15 protein-coding genes and 1 CRISPR repeat array are annotated in these 20,449 nt (G+C 41.6%); of the genes, 10 read left to right on the top strand and 5 right to left on the bottom strand.

Annotation, left to right across the window (positions count from 1 at the left end; translation table 11 throughout):
- Positions 1 to 4: 4 nt before the first annotated feature.
- Positions 5 to 3,663: a CRISPR direct-repeat array (repeat unit 36 nt; unit sequence GTTGAAAGTCTTGGTCATTTTACATCAAACCACAAC).
- Between the two features lie 182 nt (positions 3,664 to 3,845).
- From cas2 to cas9, 4 genes are all read right to left on the bottom strand, one after another.
- Complete coding sequence (cas2, locus tag ABZD21_RS05490; protein WP_372773493.1) at positions 3,846 to 4,184, bottom strand: CRISPR-associated endonuclease Cas2; 339 nt, start codon at positions 4,182 to 4,184, stop codon at positions 3,846 to 3,848.
- Positions 4,185 to 4,242: 58 nt separating this feature from the next.
- Entirely contained in the window at positions 4,243 to 5,133 is an 891-nt protein-coding gene (gene cas1, locus ABZD21_RS05485; RefSeq protein ID WP_372773491.1) for a type II CRISPR-associated endonuclease Cas1, read from the bottom strand.
- A 37-nt stretch (positions 5,134 to 5,170) separates the two neighbouring features.
- Positions 5,171 to 5,797, bottom strand: a complete 627-nt coding sequence (locus tag ABZD21_RS05480) for a transposase (protein ID WP_372773489.1) — start codon at positions 5,795 to 5,797, stop codon at positions 5,171 to 5,173.
- Between the two features lie 395 nt (positions 5,798 to 6,192).
- Entirely contained in the window at positions 6,193 to 10,779 is a 4,587-nt protein-coding gene (cas9, locus tag ABZD21_RS05475; RefSeq protein WP_372773487.1) for a type II CRISPR RNA-guided endonuclease Cas9, read from the bottom strand.
- Between the two features lie 448 nt (positions 10,780 to 11,227).
- Here cas9 and ABZD21_RS05470 point away from each other — a divergent pair, with 448 nt between their 5' ends.
- Together ABZD21_RS05470 and ABZD21_RS05465 are read left to right on the top strand one after the other, a co-directional pair.
- The gene (locus ABZD21_RS05470) at positions 11,228 to 13,216 is read left to right on the top strand and encodes a peptidase U32 family protein (RefSeq protein WP_372773485.1); all 1,989 of its coding nucleotides are present in this window, start codon (positions 11,228 to 11,230) and stop codon (positions 13,214 to 13,216) included.
- A gap of 100 nt (positions 13,217 to 13,316) precedes the next feature.
- Positions 13,317 to 14,252, top strand: coding sequence for a DUF6807 family protein (locus ABZD21_RS05465; protein ID WP_372773484.1), 936 nt, complete (start codon positions 13,317 to 13,319; stop codon positions 14,250 to 14,252).
- A gap of 1 nt (position 14,253) precedes the next feature.
- On the opposite strand, the gene ABZD21_RS05460 is transcribed toward ABZD21_RS05465, so the two are convergent.
- Positions 14,254 to 15,300, bottom strand: a complete 1,047-nt coding sequence (locus ABZD21_RS05460; RefSeq protein ID WP_372773483.1) for a Gfo/Idh/MocA family oxidoreductase — start codon at positions 15,298 to 15,300, stop codon at positions 14,254 to 14,256.
- A 277-nt stretch (positions 15,301 to 15,577) separates the two neighbouring features.
- Here ABZD21_RS05460 and ABZD21_RS05455 point away from each other — a divergent pair, with 277 nt between their 5' ends.
- From ABZD21_RS05455 to ABZD21_RS05420, 8 genes are all read left to right on the top strand, one after another.
- Positions 15,578 to 16,813 carry a site-specific integrase gene (locus ABZD21_RS05455; RefSeq protein ID WP_372773482.1) on the top strand — a complete coding sequence of 412 codons (1,236 nt, stop codon included), beginning with the start codon at positions 15,578 to 15,580 and terminating at the stop codon, positions 16,811 to 16,813.
- Positions 16,814 to 16,860: 47 nt separating this feature from the next.
- Entirely contained in the window at positions 16,861 to 17,109 is a 249-nt protein-coding gene (locus ABZD21_RS05450; protein WP_372773481.1) for a type II toxin-antitoxin system HicA family toxin, read from the top strand.
- Entirely contained in the window at positions 17,106 to 17,456 is a 351-nt protein-coding gene (locus ABZD21_RS05445; RefSeq protein WP_372773480.1) for a type II toxin-antitoxin system HicB family antitoxin, read from the top strand. Before ABZD21_RS05450 ends, ABZD21_RS05445 begins: the two co-directional genes overlap by 4 nt.
- A gap of 82 nt (positions 17,457 to 17,538) precedes the next feature.
- Positions 17,539 to 18,444, top strand: a complete 906-nt coding sequence (locus ABZD21_RS05440; RefSeq protein WP_372773479.1) for a hypothetical protein — start codon at positions 17,539 to 17,541, stop codon at positions 18,442 to 18,444.
- 196 nt (positions 18,445 to 18,640) lie between these two features.
- Positions 18,641 to 18,802 (top strand): ribbon-helix-helix protein, CopG family, encoded by a 162-nt coding sequence (locus tag ABZD21_RS05435; protein ID WP_372773478.1) that lies wholly within the window; start codon positions 18,641 to 18,643, stop codon positions 18,800 to 18,802.
- A 10-nt stretch (positions 18,803 to 18,812) separates the two neighbouring features.
- The gene (locus ABZD21_RS05430; protein WP_372773477.1) at positions 18,813 to 19,130 is read left to right on the top strand and encodes a hypothetical protein; all 318 of its coding nucleotides are present in this window, start codon (positions 18,813 to 18,815) and stop codon (positions 19,128 to 19,130) included.
- Positions 19,131 to 19,132: 2 nt separating this feature from the next.
- A complete protein-coding gene (locus tag ABZD21_RS05425) occupies positions 19,133 to 19,270 on the top strand; it encodes a hypothetical protein (RefSeq protein WP_372773476.1) in 138 nt (45 codons plus the stop codon).
- Between the two features lie 17 nt (positions 19,271 to 19,287).
- Entirely contained in the window at positions 19,288 to 20,391 is a 1,104-nt protein-coding gene (locus ABZD21_RS05420; protein WP_372773475.1) for an AAA family ATPase, read from the top strand.
- Positions 20,392 to 20,449 lie beyond the last annotated feature (58 nt).

The raw sequence follows: 20,449 nt of genomic DNA, 5'->3' as shown, positions 1-20,449 counted from the left end.
GGTCGTTGAAAGTCTTGGTCATTTTACATCAAACCACAACGCGCACATGTTCCGCATACAAGCTCGAACGGTTGAAAGTCTTGGTCATTTTACATCAAACCACAACGGGATATGTTGTGCCTGGTGAAATCATGGAGTTGAAAGTCTTGGTCATTTTACATCAAACCACAACTTGGTGGTGGCCGCAGCCATTACCGCCGGTGTTGAAAGTCTTGGTCATTTTACATCAAACCACAACCTCATTTGGTTGTTTGTTTGTTTATGCTACGTTGAAAGTCTTGGTCATTTTACATCAAACCACAACTGTTTAGGGCATTACTGCATTTGCCTGGTCGTTGAAAGTCTTGGTCATTTTACATCAAACCACAACAGCCTACGCCAAACAAGTGCGGCAAGGTACGTTGAAAGTCTTGGTCATTTTACATCAAACCACAACGAGCACTCGCTTAGTTGCCCGCTTATGAAGTTGAAAGTCTTGGTCATTTTACATCAAACCACAACATCATCGTTCACTACTTAATATTTGTTACTGTTGAAAGTCTTGGTCATTTTACATCAAACCACAACGTGTAATCGGCAAATTTCAGCCGGGCGCAAGTTGAAAGTCTTGGTCATTTTACATCAAACCACAACCCCAGCCAGTTCCGTCGAATCCTGAAAAAGTTGAAAGTCTTGGTCATTTTACATCAAACCACAACTAAACTCCTCGCGGTCGATTGTTCGTGGAAGTTGAAAGTCTTGGTCATTTTACATCAAACCACAACCTCAGCTGACAAAGCTATATTCATCTTATCGTTGAAAGTCTTGGTCATTTTACATCAAACCACAACGGAAATCTTCGATCTTTTTTTCTTAGTCCTGTTGAAAGTCTTGGTCATTTTACATCAAACCACAACTGAGCATGATGACTACACATTTCAATTATTGTTGAAAGTCTTGGTCATTTTACATCAAACCACAACTAAAGAACCAGGGTGATATTGTTGTACATAGTTGAAAGTCTTGGTCATTTTACATCAAACCACAACCGGATGTTGCGAATGGTATTTTCATAGCTGTTGAAAGTCTTGGTCATTTTACATCAAACCACAACCAGTCAGTAGACATAGCCGTAGAATCGCTTGTTGAAAGTCTTGGTCATTTTACATCAAACCACAACTAAGGCGAAGCGGGCGGGGTTTTGGTCTGTGTTGAAAGTCTTGGTCATTTTACATCAAACCACAACTGCGGAATTCGTCCCAGTCGCTTAGTGCAAGTTGAAAGTCTTGGTCATTTTACATCAAACCACAACTTCCGGTCGTGTGTCAGCCGCAAAGTACGAGTTGAAAGTCTTGGTCATTTTACATCAAACCACAACGGGGTTACTGTGTCGACTGCGAATAATCTTGTTGAAAGTCTTGGTCATTTTACATCAAACCACAACGGAGGACTAAAGTAGTATTGCCTGTAACTAGTTGAAAGTCTTGGTCATTTTACATCAAACCACAACCCAAGTGGAACTTCAAACTCAACATCAACAGTTGAAAGTCTTGGTCATTTTACATCAAACCACAACGGCCGACGTTCCTTCAATAACGATTATGAAGTTGAAAGTCTTGGTCATTTTACATCAAACCACAACTGCTTTACTGAATAAGACAAAAAAACGATCGTTGAAAGTCTTGGTCATTTTACATCAAACCACAACAGGTCGGCGATGTTGACGCAAGCGGCGGCAGTTGAAAGTCTTGGTCATTTTACATCAAACCACAACTTCGGGAAGAAAAAGAAAAACTTGCGATGCGTTGAAAGTCTTGGTCATTTTACATCAAACCACAACTTCCTGCCTTACCTATATATTCAGCCTTTAGTTGAAAGTCTTGGTCATTTTACATCAAACCACAACCGCATACTTACACTAAAAAACTACAATGTTGTTGAAAGTCTTGGTCATTTTACATCAAACCACAACCAAATTGCCTTTGATAGTGCGAACAAATTTGTTGAAAGTCTTGGTCATTTTACATCAAACCACAACGTTTAACTTGCGTCTGCCTTTTAAAAAATGGTTGAAAGTCTTGGTCATTTTACATCAAACCACAACGAAATTGTCCTTGATGAAATAGGGGGTTGAGTTGAAAGTCTTGGTCATTTTACATCAAACCACAACCGAAAAATGCCTTTGCCCTTTGCTCTGCGGTTGAAAGTCTTGGTCATTTTACATCAAACCACAACATCGAAACATTGAAGTTCATAAGATTACACGTTGAAAGTCTTGGTCATTTTACATCAAACCACAACTGTACGCCTGCCGAGAATTTCCTGCACATGTTGAAAGTCTTGGTCATTTTACATCAAACCACAACACTTTTGTCTTTACGCACATCCAGTACAAAGTTGAAAGTCTTGGTCATTTTACATCAAACCACAACACAGGATCGGGGTGAACGATCAGGCTATCCGTTGAAAGTCTTGGTCATTTTACATCAAACCACAACGCATTCGCATTCGACGGCGAATTATTCGAAGTTGAAAGTCTTGGTCATTTTACATCAAACCACAACCTTACCTAACTGAGGCAATCGAAAAATCGGGTTGAAAGTCTTGGTCATTTTACATCAAACCACAACGCAACAGACGTGTGCAAACTTCCAGGACGGGTTGAAAGTCTTGGTCATTTTACATCAAACCACAACGACTGGCTGAAGATGACCACTTAGTTATTGTTGAAAGTCTTGGTCATTTTACATCAAACCACAACGCCCCTCCGAATCGACTATTGCCACAGAAAGTTGAAAGTCTTGGTCATTTTACATCAAACCACAACTTTCAACAGCGACAGGAATTTTCACGTTTGGTTGAAAGTCTTGGTCATTTTACATCAAACCACAACATACCTTAATCGTTGTTCAAATGTTCCTAAGTTGAAAGTCTTGGTCATTTTACATCAAACCACAACCACATATCAAACCGAACAGGTCAGGGCGATGTTGAAAGTCTTGGTCATTTTACATCAAACCACAACAAAAGGAAATTTTAACCGCTTTAAATAATTGTTGAAAGTCTTGGTCATTTTACATCAAACCACAACGTAATGCTTTCTAAGGCGAGGTTGGTTATTGTTGAAAGTCTTGGTCATTTTACATCAAACCACAACCACTTATTTATGCTATGACCAAAAGGCACAGTTGAAAGTCTTGGTCATTTTACATCAAACCACAACGCAGATCCATTTCTCGAACCGCTTAACATAGTTGAAAGTCTTGGTCATTTTACATCAAACCACAACTGAGCATCGAGTGAGCCTCGAACAATAGATGTTGAAAGTCTTGGTCATTTTACATCAAACCACAACAACAGACTCACGCAAACTAGACAAGTCAGAGTTGAAAGTCTTGGTCATTTTACATCAAACCACAACACAGAGCAACAGTTAAAAAAATGATCGAATGTTGAAAGTCTTGGTCATTTTACATCAAACCACAACCTGATGATAGTTAGTGTACAAATTGTTATGGTTGAAAGTCTTGGTCATTTTACATCAAACCACAACATGATATAGTGACCATTCTCTCTGCTGATTGTTGAAAGTCTTGGTCATTTTACATCAAACCACAACTACAATTGTTTGCCATGCTGAATAACTTAGTTGAAAGTCTTGGTCATTTTACATCAAACCACAACCTTGAGCTCCTATTCCCTTATTTTGCGGGACTTTTGAAGCATTTTTCAATTCTAAAAATGCCCGATTTGTATCAAAGAAGCGGAATGATGTCTAATTTTTTAAATTCTATCGTTGTAAAACTAGCCAAATTTGTCAGTCTGTCAAAGAACGAATGTATGTGTTTCTTATTTCCGCAGTAAATTTAAAACATTTCCAGTTGCCGGGGGCCTTCTGGCAGGGGATCGTCCTTTTTACCCCAAAAATTGGTAATGTTACCATACTGCTTATCGGTAACCGACAGAATACTCACCTGCCCTTTCTCCGGAACAAAATCGTTCACTCGTTTCAGGTGTACATCGGCACTTTCTTTGCTGGCACAATGACGAATATACACAGAAAATTGCATCATTGAAAAGCCATCTTTCATTAGATCTTTCCGAAATCGGGCCGCCTGTCTCCGTTCCTTTTTTGATGTTACCGGCAAATCGAAGAAGACAAACAACCACATAATATGATAGGCATTTAATCGGATTTGTTCCATGGTTCTTCTATAAATAGACCTTCAAGGTGTTCGAAACCTTGAAGGTCTAATTATCCAGTTAGTTGAATTCAGGATAAACAATCTTTCGGCTCTCGCCACTAAAACAGCGACTTAAAGAAGCCGTAGTTTGAGAGAGCGCAACCATTAGCGGGCGTCGGTTGCCATCAATCCAAACATCGCCAGCCATCAAACTCAACATTTGAGCTTTCATTTCTTTTTTTAAGAACAAATCGTCCGGATAATCGCCATAAACACGCAGCGCTAGTTGGTCGACAAACGGCCGGTAGGGTTCCATCACATCGTCGGCCAGGCAAAACGCGTTGTACTTATTGTGATGGTGAATTCCCAGGGTTGGCAGTAAACCCGATCCCACCAATGCCCGGGCAACGGCCGATCGCAAGAGAATGTACCCGTAATTGAGCAAGTGGTTGGGAGGATCGCCGTAGCGGTCGCGAGTAAAGCCATTGCCAATTAATCGCGACCAATAGATGCGGGCTGCAAGCCCTTCGCGGTTTTCAGTATCGCCACTTTTCACGCTTTTGGCATAGGCCCTAAGCTCGTGCGATTTATTACCTTGTTGCTCGAGGTGGGCTGCCTGATTGGTAATTTTTGCTTCAATGGTCTGCTTCCATAAGTTCTTTTTCAAGGGTTCTGAAGCACTCACTTGCGCTCGAAATAATTCACTTTGCAGGCTATGGCTTTCCAGATTTAGCAACATCGATGAAGGCATGTGCTGGCTGTCGCAAAACACCACCGCCACATTGTTGGCATTCAACTGCTCCATCACTTTCATGGTGATTGAGATTTGCGGATGTTCCAGAACAATGAAGCCGATGTCTTCGATCGGGACAGTTTTGCTCATCATTTCATCTTTCGACTGAATTACCAACTGGCAATCGCGCAGGCTCAAGTGGTAGGCTTGTGAAAAAAACAAGGTTCGTTTTAGCATTTTTCTTCTTTTTGAACTTTGAAGGTTTTCCTAACCTTCAAAGTTTGGTTGAGTGAATAAACTCCAGTTGAAGCTCCCGATATCGCTCCAGCGACTGCTGTCCATGATAAACTTGAAACTGTTGCACATTAGCGTACCATTTCAGTACCGCATCCCGTTTCAAGCGAGTTTGTTTGGGCGACATAATTGATAGGTACGAACTCCAGGGATAATCGAGGTAGTGCTCGCAGTATCCGTGATGGATCGGATTGTGGTGAATGTAGTACACCAAATATTTTAATTGAGCCAACGATTCGACTCGAATGCGCCGGAATGGATGTTCGAACAAGGCACCAGTACGGGTATAACGTTTATTGTAAGCTTTCGTGTATGCGTTAAAAAGATTGGCAAATTGTTGGTTTACCCGATTCCGGTTTTTCAGACCTTCAAGCTTTTCGAAACCTTGAAGGTCTTTGATGTCTGCCTCTTCCTTTATCCGCACCAAAACATGAAAGTGATTCCCCATTAAAACCCAGGCATAAGTATCAGCCACAGGCGATATATGGTGATCATACAGTCGTAGGAAATGCTCATAATTGGTCGGTTCCCGAAACAACGCGCAACTGTTAATCCCCCGGTTATAGATGTGATAAAATTGACCGTATTGAAGTGGTTCTGTATTCATCTCTTCTTATTACTATGTTAGCCGTTTCCTGGAACCTTCAAAATCTCGTGAAACAAAGCTGCATTGACACGTTTCATAAACCTGATGTTTAGCGCATTAGACTCTACTCTTCGAAACAAGCTTCAGACCAATCATCAGCGAAACAAACTATACCAAGGCAAACTACGATGATGGAATCTGAATGCAATACAACCTGGTCAGATGTCATTCCGTTCCGGTTTTTCACATTTCGCTGCAACAAGTTACGGTTCGCCCTGGTCGTGTCGAAATCCGAATTGTTTTTTTTGCGGTGAGCTTCGGTTACTCTCATTTTGTGTTGACTTTCATCGTTTTGAGTTGTTTCGATCTAACTGTTTTCCAAAGTTTGAGACTTTGGAAAACAGTTGATCAGTCTACTAAATTGGTTTGATGTTGCCAAGTGGGTCGACGGTTACCTTAATAGGGTTGTATTTTCCCCACGCTCCAAAACTCTGGATATAAATTTCCTCATCTTTATTCGTTATTGTAGATGCTAAGTGATGCCGAAATGTATAATAAGAACTCGACACTTTTTGCACCCGATATAAGTGTTTGCTCAATATGGATGCATTTACTTGATTGATATCTACACCTTCGTCAACACCTAAAAGGAACATATCGTTAATTTCAAGTGTACTGATCATTTGCTTACCATCTTCTGGTAGTTTATAAACAGCGGATTGTTGGCGCTGTCGCTCTACCACTTCGATAAATGAAACTACTTGTTCCTGAAGTTTTCCATCAAAATCTTCATATATTAGCACATGGTGATTATTCCGAGGATTTACATACTGCTTGATGTTCTGTTTTAGCAAAATAGCATTTCCTATATTTTCGCGCAAACGCACTTTTTTCACAGGAACCGGTTCTCCTCCCTTTCGGTTCGGCAAAAATAGGCGGTATTGCCCATCTCTGAAGAAAGCGTCCTTTGGGATCGAAAAATTAGCTTTTGCAACATCAACATCACAATTATCCCGCAAGTGATCTAAAATGAGTTTGCGGATTGTATCATCGACCACTTTATTGATCTGCTTTTTATCCTTTAGACCGATGATATCTTTTCGGATGTGATACGAATCCTCTGATTGCCCAGGCGCCTTTCTCTTTCCAAACACGGTTTCCTTATGTAATTGCCCTCGTGCTGCAAAACCTACGCTTCGATGAGCTTCGCCGTTTTTCACAACTGTTTTTGAAATTTTGGTCAGTATCTTGTTATTTTGTTTGTGTGAAATAAACATAGCTTCCGCTGCCTTTCGCACATCGTCTGTAAAGCCCAACCATGGTTCCGGAAATTTTTTGGTGCTGTCGATTCCCCGTTTTTTATTCTCCTCCTGAGCATGGTAGGTGCTCAATCTTTGCAAAAAGCCCTGTTCGGTCAAGGCTACCGTAATCGCATCAATAGCATGATGGCGATGGTCATCGCGATTCTTTTTCGGGTCGTATTTAATCTCTCCTGTATTTCTATCAACCCAAACCGTAGCCTCCGTTAAACGTTGCCCTTTGGCTGGTACGGGGGCCTCATTCTCCAATGGATGCAATGTTTCTTCAACTAATTCAATATCGAACATACAATAATAACGACCTTTCGCTTTAGTTACCTTACGACGATAACCGGGATCCGGATCTGCAGCCATCCAACCATCCTCGTCAACGGTGGTATAGCTTATCAATTGCCGCTCTGCAGGTTCCGGTTTGGGGTTTACAGCTCGCACATAATCAACCTGCTCAAAATCCAGTTCGAGCAAAGCCCAGTATTTTCCGTCGGGTAAGCTAGTTTCGCATTGGTAAATGTGACAACTAAACTGCCCGTTGCGGATTTCGCCAAACAGAGCGATTGATGATCCGCTTGTTTTTAGTTTGCCTTTTCCTTCCGCCAGTTTAAACTGCTTTTCTTTTATGCTGAAGCTGGCCCAGTAAGCGCCATTATCCAATCCCTCTGCCTTAATCCGTTTGCCAACCGTATCGTTTGTAAAAAACTGTTTTTCAACCCGACCTTTAAATACAAGCCGCTGCTCATCCCCATCGGGTTTTTCAGCAAATACCGATTGAAATGAATGTGGTGCCGAAACATTCACCACAGCCCAGTATTCACCATCTTTCAAATTAGGTGCATCTATTTTCATACGTAAATATTTCGACGAAAAAGCTCCCTTATTTACAGCTCCGGTCAGCACCAGTTGTTCAGCGCCAGTTTCCGGACGGTCGTTTGATTTTCGCTGCATTGCCAATACCCGGTTATCTTCATCAGTAACCACATAATAGGTCAACCGTTCGTCACCCCTCACTTCGGCTTTAAAGTTTTCAATTCCCAGAACAGGGTTCAGAATATTGTTGATTCCCCAGAGGTGACGCAACTCGGCGGTTACCTGTCCTGGCAACATGCGCACATCGCTACAGATGGCCGATAATGATTCAACCGCTTTGCGACTAATGTATCGTGTGTCGTTTAGCTGGCGTTCAATAAAATCAGTTTTTTCAATCTTCTTCTTCACAGTAAAACGTTTAGCTTTTGGGTAGGGTAACACCTTGAAAGCCCGTTCCGAAATTTCTTTCCAGCCATCCTCCAAATCTGGATATTTATTGATGCCCCAAAGTTTATAATCCGGGTTAGTCAGGTAAAACTCATAAGGGGTTTTCTCGCCTTTCATCCGATTAAAGTTGGCTTCACAAAGAGTTTTGTTTCCGAAACTATCGTCGAGCGATACGCTGTAAGGAACCATGTGTTCAATTTGTACGGTATTGCCTCCGCCAATTAGGTCGGCCATGCTAATCACCTTGCCGGTATAAGGGCAGAGAACGGGCCCAGACACATGCATTTGAATTTCATCGTACAGTAAATAGCGCAATAAGTTATCCCGAGTCGGTCGCAATCCAAATTCTTCCAGTCGCTTCCGGGCCTCATCATTCTTTTTCTCATTATCCCTGATCTTACGCGTTAAATCTTGGCGCTTAGTTTTGTTGTTTTTTAGGTCGCGCCCCATTTCCACATGAATCCGGTCAAACGAAAAGTCAGGCTCTTTTTCCCGATATTTTTTCAACAACGAATTCACTAAACGGCGCATCTCCTGTAGTGCTTGTTGAACAATCGGGTTCCGTAAATTTTCCAGCTCAGGCACTAAAGCCAGGCGTTCTTTCTTCAAAATTTCCTGACTGTGATGATATAATTGCGAAAACGCCGGATCTTTTTTCGAGAAACCGTAACTATTCACCGGAGAGGCTAACCATTCTTTTATTTTTTCGATGCCTTCACCTTCTTTATTGTCTTCCCGCAATATCTGACATACAGCCCGCTCAATTTCATCCTGGTACATTTCAAAATTTCCCCAACGATATCCAAAAGCGTTTTTTACGCCCCCTAATACAACAGAGTCAGCGTACAAATAGCCTTTTTCCAAAAACGGATTGATATTGCGGATTGCTTTCAACGAAACATTCGAATAACCGTCTTTCAATCGGATTTTCGAAATTTTATCAGGGTCGTCAACTTTTAATTGAAAATCCTTTTTCAGTTTTGCAAACAATCGCTCATTATCATCATAAAAATAGAAGCAATGCCAAATAACCTCATAGTTGCGTTCCCAAATGCTAGCGGGAAAAAGCGGAGTTAGTTTTTTTATTGTAGTGTTCCCTGCTATTTTCTGGTCATTGTCGTAGTTGAACTTCTCATAAGTCAACTTCAATGCCTTCGGTATTTCTTCAAAATTGAAATTACCATCTCTGCCGTTCATCAGTTCCAATACTTGTTGTCGCTGTTCCAAGGTCAGCTTCTGTCCTTTTCCGTACCGGATGTTATTAATGAACTGATAGGCCCTGAACAGTTCAAACTCGGGGTGAGACAAAGGGCAAGGCTTTTTGCTACGGAGCACCAATTCCCCATTTTTCATCCGGTATTGTCCGTTTGTCATTAGCACAGGCCGGTTGTTCTCGAAACGACAGTTGTCCAGCAAGTTCTTCTGAGATCGAAGTGGCCGTTGCCAAAACAACAAACTCTCGTTACTTTTAAACTTCAATTGTCCATCCAACTCTTCAATTTCACCGGCAAAATATTTTTTCAAAGGAATTTCAGCAATACTTGTCACTTTATTGTCCTCGATAAAGAGGTTATTCTCGCCATATTTTTCCTTGTACTTTTCCAGCTTATGCTGGTTGCGGGGACTTTCCAAACTACCTTTCAGAAATCGGATTTTCCGCACAGGCATTACTCTCCGGTCTAGGTCTAATCGAGCGGCTTGTTTTTCCCAAATTCTCTGAAATTCGTCAATATACATGTCCCGTTGGGTATATCGGGCACGCAACCTCAAGGCTTTCCCATCTTTGTCTATTTTGTTGTGGTATTTTTCACCAGGCTTATATGATATGTCATGTAGCGCTTTTCCAAGTGTTTGTCCGTCCATCAGCACACGGGTACTATCAATCCCCGACATATTTTCCTTGCCTTTGTATATCGCTCCATCATCGCTCCCCTTTCGACTACTTAAAAATCCTCGGCGTTGTATGAAATGATAAAAAATGCGGCCTAGTTCCTGCATACTAAGCTGTTCATCTAACGCTTTGGCACGTAACTCGTATGGATTAAGTTTAAGCCATTCAACAAAATCCGGCTCCGATGGAAATTGTTGCCCATTGGTTTTCTGAGACTTTTCCCATTTACTCCATCCCTTAAGGCCATCGACAGACAAGGGACACATTTTCAGTTTAACCAGAGCCTCAAGCAATTTCACTTTTCTCAACTTCTTGCGATAAAACTGACGACGCATTTGTCGATGTTCTCTCCTTGTTGCATTTTTCGACTGTTCTTTATCGCCTTGCCCGATTGTGTTTGGTTCAACGCCTTCGGGAAAAATCCGAACTCCTGAATCAGAAATCGATAAGTAACGTTCAACCTGTCCATCTTTCATTGTAGCGTCCACCACTGCCCAGCCGATGCTGTTGGTGCCTAAGTCAAGTCCCAGTATTTTAGCCATAAGTTTATTTTTTTATATTATCTATTGTTTTGTATTTATCAATTCTTTACTTTAGCAGACATAAAATTGAATCATTTTACATCTTATCACAATAAGGCTATATGCCGAAGGTGTTAAAACCTATACTCCCGCTTCGGTGGGAGTTTTTATTTTCAGGCGGTTGGTTTCGGAATGCTGCCAGTTAAACTGTGTTTCCTCAAAGTACTCTTTCTCTTCAATCCAAAGCGGCTTTCTCCCTACGCGTAAAAACAGACTTCCAATTTATATTTTTATTATGACCACAGTAAGTTTTTCGAACGTAATTTCATGAACGAATGCTTTCGTGGGATGAAAGCTGAATTCTGGCCGATGAGCGAATAATGATTGTAAAAATTGCTTTACACTTAAGTCGGATTTTAGATCGTAGGTACTTGAAATTTTAATGCTATTTTTGCCAAAAATGTCAATAATGGGGAAAAACAAAGCGGAATTACTGGTTCCGGCCGGGAGTGTAGATTCGTTTCGGGCGGCCACCCGAGGTGGTGCCGATGCGGTTTATCTGGGCTTGAAACAGTTTAATGCGCGGGTTCGTGCCAACAACTTCAGCGAAGACCAATTACCGGCGATCATGCAGGAAGCCCGAAACCACGGGGTAAAGGTGTATATCACCCTCAATACCGTGATCAAAAATAAAGAGCTTCCCAAGTTGCTCGACTTTTTAGCCTATCTGGAGAAAGTTGGAGTCGATGCCATTATTGTTCAGGATTGGGGAGTATTTGCACTAGCCAAACAGTTTTTCCCTAAGCTTATCGTGCATGCCAGCACCCAAATGGGAACGCACAATTCGGTTGGCGTAGAGTTTGCCGCTCGACTTGGAATTAAACGAGTTGTTTTGGCACGTGAACTAACCGCGACAGAGATTGAGACGATCTCGAAAAATCCGGCCTGCGAACTCGAAGTTTTTATTCACGGAGCACTCTGTTATTCGTTTTCGGGACAGTGCTTTTTTAGCAGCTACATTGGTGGCCGGGGCGCCAACCGCGGAATGTGCAGTCAGCCGTGCCGCATGGTATACAACGATGATAATCAACAGAAATACCTGTTCAACCTAAAGGATAATCAACAACTGGCAAACATTGAAAAGCTGAACAGCGCTGGCATCCATTCGTTGAAAGTTGAAGGACGGATGAAGTCGGCCGACTATGTTTACCAGGTCGCATCGGCTTACCGTTTAGTGCTCGATCATCCGGATCGCAAAGCGGAGGCAGAAGAAATGCTTCGGTTAGATTTTGGACGGGCCAAAACGGGCTACTTTCTGGCCAGCGATGTTTCAGAAGCCATTGCGGACAATTCGAATACCGGCATTCCGTTGGGGCAAGTGATTCGCGCCACCAAATCGGAGATTACTATTTTTAGTACTCAGGAGCTTAAAAACAACGACCGTATTCGAATTCAGCATGCGAAAACGAATAAAACAACCAGTTTAAAGCTGGAAGACGTATGGGAAGAAAACGGCCGATATAGTTTTCCGAACCGAAGCGAAGAGACCGTAAATTCGGGTGACGAAGTTTACTGGATTGGTCGCCGCGAGCAATCCTTCCCTTCCCGCCTCCCTAAAGTTCAGGCTCCACGGGTTCAGCTGAACTTTCAGAAGAAAAGTCAAATGATCAGCCAACAGAACATCGCAACAAAACCGAGCCCGAACCAAAGTCTGTTTTTGCGTATTGACGATACCGGTTGGTTTCCGTTTATTCGGGCTGAAGAGGTGGATTGCATTATTCTGTCGCTTAGCCGGCAACAGTTGAATGAACTAAGCTGGGACCAAAGTTTCATTCGAAAAAACAAGACTAAAATAGCCATCGAACTACCCAAATTTATTGCTGAAGGGCAGCTCGATCAATGGCGAAAACTGATTGCGACAGCGGAATCGAATGGTATCAATCATTTTTTTGTCAGTCATTTGTCGCAGAAAAACTTACTGCCGAATAACTGCCGGATGAGCTGTAACGAGCAAGTTTACGTTTACAACGATGCGGCATCGAAATTCATTAACAGTCAAAATGCCCTAAACTTTTGCTACTCGCTCGAAAATGATTTCGAAAACCTGAATAATCTGCAGAACAGGCAGGGTATTGTGTTGTTGCACAGCATTCCGGAGCTGTTTTATTCGCGTATGCCCGTGAAAGTTGAGAACGAAAATCATCAGTTTAAAGATGAATTCAATAAAACTTACCGCAAGCAGATTTCAGATGGAATCACCATCGTCATTCCGGATCGGCCTGTCAATCTGTTTCAGTATAAAAAGCAGTTAGTAAAAAGCGGCTTCAGCCGTTATTTAATCGATCTGAAACATCAGGCTCCCAATCCCAAATGGATTAAGAAGCTTTTTCTGGGGTACCGTTCCGGGGAAACAATTCAACCATCAACCATTTTCAATTTTAAAAAAGGATTACAGTAATACCCATTTTCTGCAATAATTGCGTAATCATTATGCAATCTCTTTTTCATTTTTCTAACTTAGAAGCCTGACTAACAAGAACCATCGACTTAAAACCTCCATGATAAGAAAATTAAATATTGTGCTATTTGTTCTGCTGTTGGGAGCCGGAACAACATCGGCGCAAATTAGTATTAAAAAAGAACAAGGTGGAATTTGGATTACCGACGGAGGCAAAAACGTTGCCTTTTACCAAAAAGAGCCAATGGGAATCAATCAGTCCGAAAAAAGGAACAATTTCCTTCATCCACTGATGCTTCCTGACGGCACAACCATCACCGAAAATGCGCCGGACGATCATCCCCATCATCGTGGTATATTTTGGGCCTGGCATCAGATTTTAATCGACAACAAAAAGATTAGCGACGGTTGGGATTTGATCGATTTCTCGATTGATGTAAAGACCATTGAATTCAGTCGCCTGAAAAATGGCGACGGGGAGGTTCACACAACCGCCTTTTGGAGTTCGCCGAAGTACAAAGAAGGTAAAGAAGCCTATCTCAAAGAAACAACCTCGTTTACTTTTCATCAACAAAAAGGAAACTTCCGAATTATTCATTTTACCATCGGTTTAACTTCGCTGGTTGACAGCCTGCAGCTAGGTGGAGCCGATAACGATAAAGGCTACGGAGGATTTTCTGCCCGGATAAAATTAACTGATGATGTGCAGTTTAAATCGAATCAAGGCCTTATTGAACCACAAAATTTACCGGTAACTGCCGGCGATTATATCCACATAAGGGGCTCAATAGCAAAAAACGGGAAAAGTGAAGGAGGGATCATTTTATATGCCGCACCAACCAACCCACAGCCTGCCAACAGCTGGATCCTACGTAAGAAAGCCAGTATGCAAAATGCTGTTTTCCCGGGACGCTCACCAATATTACTCGAGAAAGATGTTCCACTGACACTGAAATACAGTGTGGTATTGTATCATGGAAAAATAAAAGAACGGAAGATTCGGAAAGAAGTTGAGCTTGACGACCGGCAAAACTGATCTACAATTTAATCGTTCGCTTTTCGGCATTACTCAGCAAACAAGCTTCGAGAACTTTCAAACAATCACGACTTTCTTCAGGCTTAACCCACAAATCAGCGCCATTCACAATCGCGTCATAGACATTTTCGTAAAAAACGGCATAATTACCAGCGATCGTTTTCAGTCGCTTTTGAACAAGCTGACCTTCGTTCTCTGTATGTAAAAATCCCCATGCTTCTTCGGGTTCTTCACCCCAGCCAAACTCATTTGGCAGTTTCCCGGCCTTTAGAGCTTCTTCCTGCGGATCGATTCCCCATTTCTGAAAAGACCCCAGCGTACCATGCAATGAATACCGTGGGCCCGGCTCCCGAACCAGGTACGAGCTTTTAAGCAAGGCCGCAAAACCATTGTACTGTAGGCGAATGTCATAATAATCGGGCACCACACCACCCGTTCGCAGTTTCGCCAGGTGCGCCGTCACCTCACCGGGCATTCCAAACAAATTCAGCACCTGATCGACCATGTGCGACCCCAGGTTGTACAATACCCCTACCCGGTCAATCCCTTCTTCTTTCCATGTATTTGGTTGTATGAAATTGCGATAACGGTCGAAATGTGACTCGAACTCAACCAGACGCCCCAATTGTTTTTCCTCCAAGATTTTTTTCACAGTCATAAAATCGCCATCCCAACGCCTGTTCTGATAAACAGTGAGCACCAACCCTTTTTTCTTTGCCAATTCAATTAAGTCGTTGGCTTGTTCCATGGTTTGGGTAAAGGGTTTCTCAACGACCACATGCTTGCCGGCCTCAAGAGCCTGTTTACACATTGTGTAATGAAGATAATCCGGCGTGTTAATCAGCACCAAATCAATCGCCGAATCGCTTATAAGCTCATCGAAATCGCGAACAACAGTTGCTTCGGGATAGTTGGGCTCTGACAAATTTTTAGAGCGCTCCAGAATCTTGCTGATCTGAAAATTAGGATTGACTTTTAACGATGGTCCGTGAAAAACCATCCCAGACATTCCAAAAGAAGCGAGGGCTGTTCGTATTGTTCGGCTCATACTATTCGTGTTTAAAGGCGAAGATACAAAAGCCCGGTTAGTTTCGGAATAAGGTAAGCAAAGAGTTTACTTAGCGAAAATGAATTAAGGGAGGAATGGAAAATAAGAAAGCCGTCAGTGTGTGAAGCTAGAACGACAGGTCAAAACCCATTTAAGGGTCAAAAGTTATTAACAACTAAAAGTCTGTTTTTACGATACTTACAGCAATATTTTTTAGGGTTTACTATTGCAAATTATAACCACCTTTTTACCTTTGTGGTTATAACGTGGTTATAATATGGCAACACTAAAAATCATGCTTCACCCGATTAATAAAGATGCGAGAGGAAAAAGAAAAATTGTTCTCCGCTTAACCATGCACCGGGTGAAATATTACATCGACTTAAAGATTAACGAACGGTTTTTTCCGGATCATTTCACCGATGGGCAAATAAAACCAGCATCCGGAGTAAAGCAGTACAAGCAGATCAATGCTTTTGTAATTCAGCGGGAAGCCGAGGCACACAGTGTTTTACTGGATCTTGAAAAAAGAAACATTCCGGTAACCCTGGAGACCTTCAAAAAGTATTTTTTCAAGATCAAAGATCAAAACTACGTCTATCCTTTTTTTGACCAGTTGATCAAAGGCCTTGAAAAGAAAAACAAGATCGGCAACGCCGGGATTTATAAGACGGTGAAAAACTCACTGTGGAATTTTAAACCGGTGTCCGGACTTCGCTTTACCGACATCGATCTTTCATTTCTGGAAGATTATGAGACACACCTCACCCAGAAGGGAATGAAGGGAAACGGGATGGTTTTGTATATGCGTACACTCCGGGCGACATACAATAAAGCCATTGCCGCCGACATTACACCAGCCGATCTGTATCCGTTCCACAACAACACAAAACCAAACGGGTACAAAATAAGCGCGCTGGAAACCGTCACCAGGAAACGGGCTGTAAGCCTGGACACGATCAGACTGGTTGAGAATGCCGAAACAAAGCCCCTGTCCTCTTTACACGATGCCCGGCTTTATTTCCTGTTCAGCTTTTACACCCGTGGTATGAACTTTACGGACATGGCCTACCTCACCAAAGACAACCTATCCGGAAACCGGATCATCTATTCCAGGATCAAGACCCGGAACAAACAGCGGTTTTCGATTGAGATTATGGAACCAGTTAGCGATATGCTAAAGTATTTTTCAAAACATCCTTACGCCGGTAACTACTTGCTACCAATATTAAACGACAAGATTTATAAAACACCCAAGGAGCAAAAGGAACGGATTAAAACTGTACTACGTCAAACCAACCGGAAACTAAAAGACTTATCGAATGAGTTAGGGATTGAGCCGTTGACTACTTATGTAGCCCGGCACAGTTGGGCAACTATCCAAAAACAATTGGGTTCTCCGGTGGCTGCTATATCGGAAGGAATGGGACACACCAACGAAAAGACAACGACAATCTACCTCAAAAGCTTTGAGGATAGCTACCTGGACGAAATGAACAGAAAACTATTATAGCAACCTTTTGCGACTGTTATTTAGTTGCATTTTTATATATTTGTACTATGAGCAAAATTGAAAAGCTGATTAGCCGGTTTAAGAGCAAACCCAAAGATTTTACTTACAACGAGCTGCTTACCCTGTTGTCCCACTTTGGTTACAAACAAGCCCAGGGAGCCGGATCAAGAGTTGTTTTTGCCAAAGAAGAAAACGGGCACAAAATGAAACTGCACAAGCCACATCCGGGCAACATCTTAAAACGCTACCAGCTGGATCAAATTGAACAGGAACTAAAAAACATGAATGCACTATGAAAAATGTAATGGAGTACAAAGGTTTTATGGGCACAGTTAATTACAGTGCCGACGACCGGGTTTTCTTTGGTAAAGTTGAAGGGATAAACGACCTGGTAACTTTTGAAGGAACGACCGTTGACGAACTGGAGGCCGCCTTTGAGGAAATGGTGGATCTGCATATTGAGGACTGCAAAAGAGAAGGAAAGCCGGTAGAAAAATCGTACAAAGGGAGTTTTAATGTTCGGCTTAGTGTTGACCTCCACCGGAAAGCCGCTCAAGTAGCAGCCGCCAAGGGCATTACCCTAAATCAACTGGTAAAACACGCTCTAAAGCGGGAACTGCACGAAGAAAACGAAGTTGATTAAAAATTGTAATCTGCAATAATAAAGAAAGGCCTGTGCACCGACCAAAGTATCACAAGCCTCTCACCTAAAATAAAATTTAGACATGGACAAAATTAACAAATTACCCGACAAACCGCAAAAACGGCCTACCAGGTTTGTCATTTTACCGCTTAAGCCACACTTGGCAAAGTTTATAAAAGTGGATTGGGATCGTATTTGGCCACTGATTCCCCGGGAAGAAACAGAGAAATACATCAAATCATTATCTAATGCCAGAAAACTAGGCAAGTACAAGTTTGAAAGAATCTACTCCGATGAAAGTATGAGAGAAGACCGTATCTGTCATATCATAGATATGTATTTCATGATGTTACTTGATGGCATTGAGCCGCTAGTTAATGATTATGATGATTTAACTATTGAGTGGTACAAAAGCAGAAAAAACTTACCGCCAGAGCTGAAACAGTTTGTATTGACCGGATATTCCCTCGTAAAAATCACCTTTCCTATAAAACGAGTAAATAAGTACAAAAGAAAAACTGGAGACTATAACTCTTCTATTTTCCTGAATACGTACGCTAAAAGGATTCGCTCGATCAATGAATCCCTAAACAGTTTTTTCTACGATTACATCAATTCAAAATGCTTCTATCACAAAACTATTGATGCTGCAATAGAAGAGGTAAAGGCAATTACCGGGATTAATGAATCTCATATCAAAACAGCGACTCTCAAACGAAAATTACATAGTTCACGGGAGGATCACCGGTTGAGAAGTAGAGATCTGTTTGAAGAAAGACACCTACATAAAAGAATATGGGATAAAGAACTGGTTGAAATATATCAAGACCACATTCAAAATGATATATCCTACTCCCAACTAGCAGCCAAATACAATCACTCTAAAACCACAATTGCCAGAGTTTGTAAGAACCCAAAAGTAATTGCGTTATATCACGATATTAACAGGTATCACGATACTTTTTTTGACTGGCTATTAAAAAAATAACCTACATCTTGTCATTTTCTGAAACGAATTTATATTCCTGTCTTATAGATCCTTAACTAAAGTCAAGGAAAATAGTAAATCCACAAAATGCTAAAATACAAATTGTTACAAATTGTATTTTGTCCTTTATTTCGTTTTTTGAGTTAATGACCTTTGTTTAACGTTATTAGTAATAAAAGTTAAAACACTCATTATCATGACATTCAAGATCCCAAAGAAGACCCATAAAACAAAGCTTTTGGGTTTTAAAGCTTCACCCGAAGAGGTAAAGAAGCTAAAACAGTTCTGCGAAAAAGAACAGGTTAGCCAGAGTGAGTTAATCCGCTTTGCCATTCGATTAGTAATCCCCAACTTTTAAAATCCTGCTCATGAAAGAAGAAAAAATACTTGAAGCTCTGGAGGCCTTTGTAAAGCCAATAGTAGAAAAGTGCATTAACCAGGCACTAAGTAAAGAACCCGCCTCAGCTCTTAAAGATCCTGAGCAGTTTATAACCCTGCAAACGGCTGAAAAAGAGTTTGGCTGCAAAGACTACATGCTACGTAAGGCCATCAACAACAACGAACTTTCATACTACCAGCCCGGACGGAGGTTATTCGTAAAACGCGGAGAGGTTGCCGCCTGGATACAATCAATCAAAGTGATTGCAAAGGATCAGCCGCAGGACTATTCGTTTCTAAACAAATAATCATGAGCGCAGAAAAAAAGAAAAAATACACCGCCGCTTTTCCCGGAATCGGCAAGGTAGAAATTAGCCAGGAACGAGCTGAGCGAATACTCTGGCTTCAGAAGGTAATCCGGGAGAGAAACCAGAATAAGAATAAATGAACTTGTAAGGGGGACGAATGAAAAGAATAAGAACCGCAAATCAAAGAATTGAGGACGCTCAAAAGCAGCCGGATATTCTTTCTCTATTAGGTCCAATTTGGCACAGTGGAGAAGTTGCAATATTGTTTGCAGATACTGGAGTCGGAAAATCAATATTTAGCATACAGACTGGAGATGGCCTAAGCAAAGGTGTAAATGTTACTGATTCATTACTAAATGAATGTGAACCACAAATAGTGCTCTATTATGACTTTGAGCTATCTGACAAACAATTCCAAAAAAGATACCAGGATGATAAAACCGGGAAAATCCATGAATTCTCAGATAACTTTTTTATCGATAACATAGATTTCATTGAGCTATTTGACAAAGATCCAAAACTGAGCTTTCTAGAATCGATTTTTCATAAGTTCAAAAATGATATTATTGAGACAAGGGCTAAAATCCTAATTATTGATAATATCACTTTCCTTAATACTCAGACCACACAGGATCAGCAAGCCTCTTTAGATATAATGAGAAAGCTTATTGAACTAAAACGAGAGCATGAATTGAGTGTTTTAGTTTTAGCCCACACCCCCAAAAGAGCTGAAAACTCACCTATTACTATTTCCGATCTTTCAGGATCTAAACATCTCTCAAACTTTGCCGATTCAGTTTTTGCAATCGGTAAAAGCTCGAAAGGATCATCAAACCGATATTTAAAACAAGTTAAGCCGTCAAGAAGCTGTGAGCCGGTCTATCACTCCGGTAATGTTTTAGAATTTGGGATTGATAAAGACGGAGATTTTCTCCAGTTCTTTGAGATTGGCACCAGCTCAGAATCTGACAATCTGAGCATTTCGACCGATGATCCCAAGATCATGGCATTCTCCCTAAAAAATCAAAACCCACAATTAACGATTAGAGAAATAGCCGCCAAAGTTGGAAAATCAAAGTCCACCGTTGCGGATTGGCTAAAGGATAGCCCTCACTGGGGAAATTCTATAAAAGAAGAACTGGACAAGCCGGACAAACCGGACATGCGGACTTTACCGGACAAATATTCAGATAATGGACAGCCCGGACTGCCCGGACATGCTGGACATATCGGACAGCCATTTGCCGCAGTCAAGGCTTAACTGCCTTCCCGGACAAAACCGGACAGCCGTAACTTGCTACATATCATTATTATATATA

The sequence above is a fragment of the Mangrovibacterium sp. genome, from assembly GCF_041596335.1.
Lineage (GTDB): Bacteria > Bacteroidota > Bacteroidia > Bacteroidales > Prolixibacteraceae > Mangrovibacterium.
This window is presented reverse-complemented; position numbering and strand designations above follow the sequence as displayed.